This is a genomic window from Aliiroseovarius sediminis (assembly GCF_022678485.1).
Classification (GTDB): Bacteria; Pseudomonadota; Alphaproteobacteria; order Rhodobacterales; family Rhodobacteraceae; genus Aliiroseovarius; species Aliiroseovarius sediminis.
Map to the genome: position 1 here is coordinate 1 of NZ_JALBYP010000014.1, position 290 is coordinate 290.

Sequence of the window (290 nt, forward strand, 5' to 3'; positions counted from 1 at the left end):
TGCGCCTCGGTAAAACGGCTCTTTCGCATTCGTCTGCTCCTTCAGGGTTGGGCAGACTCTACATCACAGTGAGGGATCTCGCGGGGGGCAGGTCAGCCGGAACGCGATGGCCATGTTCAACGCCCGGATCGCCAGATCGCGTTTCATGCGATTGCTAACGGCCCATCCAATCACGCGCCGAGAATGCAGGTCTAAGATCACAGCAAGATACAACCAGCCTTCACGGGTCCAAACGTAACTGATATCACCAGCCCACTTTTGGTTTGGCATATCAGCGGTAAAGTCACGGT

General features: G+C 55.5%; 1 pseudogene. It reads right to left on the minus strand.

What is annotated here, in order from left to right:
* Window positions 1-96 precede the first annotated feature (96 nt).
* Window positions 97-290, minus strand: a pseudogene (locus tag MN186_RS00065) (DDE-type integrase/transposase/recombinase); the annotation flags it as partial.